Source organism: Helicobacter rappini, from assembly GCF_900198625.1.
In the GTDB taxonomy this organism is placed as follows: Bacteria; Campylobacterota; Campylobacteria; order Campylobacterales; family Helicobacteraceae; genus Helicobacter_A; species Helicobacter_A rappini.
This window is the reverse complement of record NZ_FZPK01000027.1, coordinates 1-3,300: the sequence shown is the minus strand read 5'-3', so window position 1 is coordinate 3,300 and position 3,300 is coordinate 1. Positions and strand designations below refer to the sequence as shown.

2 protein-coding genes are annotated in these 3,300 nt (G+C 33.2%); both read left to right on the top strand.

Features of this window, described 5'->3' with window-relative positions; genetic code table 11:
- Positions 1-1,750, top strand: a 1,750-nt coding sequence (locus C6H17_RS06470; RefSeq protein WP_158655009.1) for a hypothetical protein, incomplete at its 5' end; no start/stop codon positions are given.
- 154 nt (positions 1,751-1,904) lie between these two features.
- The coding region (locus tag C6H17_RS06465; RefSeq protein WP_158655008.1) for a hypothetical protein at positions 1,905-3,300 on the top strand (1,396 nt) is incomplete at its 3' end.

The following is a 3,300-nucleotide window of genomic DNA, read 5'->3' as shown; positions in this document are numbered from 1 at the left end:
TTTTATAAATAAAGACTATGGATTAAAAAGGGCAAATGAAGCAATGTTGCTTAGTGCGGTAGCTGATGTTACTTTGTTGGGTGCTGGGAAAGCTATAAAAACGATTAAAAATGCTAACCTTGATGGATTAAGCAATATCGGTAATAAAGCTATAAGTGAAGCACAAAAGTTAGCAAATGGCAATGTAAATGCAGTTACAAACTTTCTAGCTAAAAATGCACTTGATAATAACGAGAGAGAGGCTATAAAAGAAGCCGCACAAAAAGAGTTTTTAAATGGAAAAAGCCTTGCTGATTATAAGAGTGATTCAAGCATTCCTAAGCTAGAAAGGCTTAAAAACGCTTGGCAGTATGAAAAGTTTATCAATAAAGAGAGTATGGCAAAAGGTAAAGATAAGCTAGAAGCCTTAAGTAAAGAGTTTGAAAGCTTTCAAACTACAAGTATGGAATCTAATCGTCCTATTATGAGTTTAATGCAAGATATGTTTGAGGGCAAGGCTACAAGACATGAAAGAGAGAAGTTTTTACGCTTTGTAAGTCAAAATGAAGCCTTGCAATCTGCTTTAAGTGGTGTATTAGCTAAGAATCCAACACTTGCACTAAACTTTGGACAATTTATAGATAAAAGAGCAGCACAAGTAGCAAAAAGTATAGAGAGTGAAGCTTTAACTCAAAGAATGTTTAAAGATATGGATTCTAGCTATGCAAAAGGCTTAAAGGAAAGATATGGTAAGGTAGAATATGATATTAAAAGGACACTTGATAACATCAATTTTAGTAGCACTGGCACAAAGATAGCTGATATTTTAATGGATTTAAAAGAGAGTATCCCACATGTAACAAATGCAGGGCAGACTATAAACGCTATGCTACAAAAGCTAGAAGCAAGGGGGATTAAAAGCTTTGAATATGATATGTTTGAGTTCATAGAGCCAAATCTAAATATTGATGATTTACTTAATATCCGCAAATACTACAATGATATATTAAGAAGTAAAGATTTTAAAAATGCAAGTTTCAAGCATTTACAAGCTATAAATAAAGAGATAGATTCAGCAGTAGAGAATGCCTTGCAAGATATAGCACAGCAAAGTGGCATTAATACAGCAAATCTTTTAAAAAATTATAAAGATATAAACAAAGAGTATGCAGACTATGCGAAGTTTAAAGAGAGTGATTTTTATAAAGATAGTGTAAAGACTAAAAAGAGAGAGAAAGACTTAAGCGAAGATAACTTTAATAAAGCTATACTCAAACAAGCACAAAGAGAAGAAGGCTTTAATAACAAAGTCTTTAATCGCATTGCAAATAATACTGATACAAACTTACAAGCCCAAGCTATAAAAGAACTCATACAAAGAAATATAGCTAATGGGAATGGACAATTTAGGGCGGTTAAATGGCAGGAATTAATACAAGATTTAGAGAAGATAGAACATAGCATTACAGATGAAGGCTTAAAGAATCTAGTCTCAAATCTCAAACAAGCACAAAGGCTATATAATGGCGATAATGAGTTTTTACAAGCAATACAAAGAAGTGTAGGCAGCAAACCTGCAAATGTATTAATAAGCAGTGCTAATGGATTATTTGGCAGAACGCTTTTATTGTTTTATAACTTCGTGCATAAGATAATGGCTAGATTTGCAGGGGCTTTAAGTGAAAATCTAGCACATCAAAGCTTAGAAGACCAACTAAGCCTTTATAGAAAGGCAAAGATTCTATGCGGAAGTATTGCGAGGCAATTTTAAGGGTTATCGAGTGAAAGGCGAAGGGAGTGTATTAAGCATACATGACCAAGCCTTGAGCGAAGATTCCCTTAAAAGTGTCCGCAAGACAACGCATTTAATTTAAAGAGATACAAAAGACTTTATACATGTCAGCATAGATTCTATCTCTAAGAACTTGCCTAAAGAGGATAAAGAAACAAGCAAGGTATTAAAAGAGTTAGAATACTGGAAAGCACAATTTGAAAAAGATGATATAGCAAGTTTCTATACCATAAAAGACGCACAAGAAACTCAAATTGCAATCACAGCCCACAAACAAGAATTACAAGAGAAAAAAGAAGTTATAGATAATGCTTTGAGTGAAGCTAGAAAAGATATAGAGACTATACAAAGGGAAGTTATAGAATCATTGCGAGAGAGTGAAGTATCTATAAATAAGGATTCTGTCATGTTGAGGCGTGAGCTGGAAACATCTAAACCTTATGCAAGTAAAGATATTTCGCCTACGGCTCAATATGACAAGGGAATAAGTGAATATGACAAGGAAGCAAGTCAATATAATAACACAATAGAGCATGACAATGAAGCAACTTATAAAATGGAAGTAGAGTTTGATAAACTCGGTATGCAAGAGTTTCAAAGAAAAGTAGAAAGTGGGGAAATACAGCTAGATAAACCTACTCAAAAGACACTAGAGAATGCCTATTCACAATATAATCATTTATTACAAAAAAGAGAACTGCTAGAGAAAGACTTGCAAAGCTTTAAAGCCTTTGATGATAACAATATCTTAAAGACAAATAGCACACTCATATCACAAACACAAAGGGTATTACATCAAATACAAGATGATATTAGCTTTACCAAAGAAGCTATAAAAGATATAGAGAGTGAATTAAGCACAAGTAATAAGGCTTTAATGCCTTTAAACACTCATGCAGAGACTAAAAAAGAAATCCATGCTTTTAGTAATCTTTTAGTCCCAACACAAACACAAACGAAACCAAGCTTTGCTACAAACCTAATGAAACAAGACACACAAGGCTTAATCCCATATAACAGCACACAAGCAAATAATGCTTTAATCCCTTATAACACACCACAAGACACTAAACTACTAGCATATAATGAAACAAAGCTATTAGAGTATAAAGAGACACTACACGCCTTGCAAAAGCTAGACAAAAGCTTTAAAGACTTTATGAGTATGCCTTTTAGCATTATTGTAGATTCTAAAGGCAATGCCCTGCCTTTAACTTCTCAAGCTATAAAGAATTTTATATTTCATAATCTCTATAAAGAATTTATGAGTGCCACAAAAGCATTAAATAAGCCTTTAGCACAGCTAGACTTTAAACCTTTAAGTAATGAGATAAAAGCACTGCCTTATAAAGCTAATACTAACCTAAAAGCACATTTAAGAGATATTAATGCTAAGACAAATGAACTTTTAGATTCTATGCAGGAGTTTAAAAACACTGCAAAAGAGATAAAGCTATTGCCATATAATAAGTCTAGTGAAAATAAAGCAGTAGAAGTGGATAGGTTTAGGAATGTGTTGGGGGAAATGC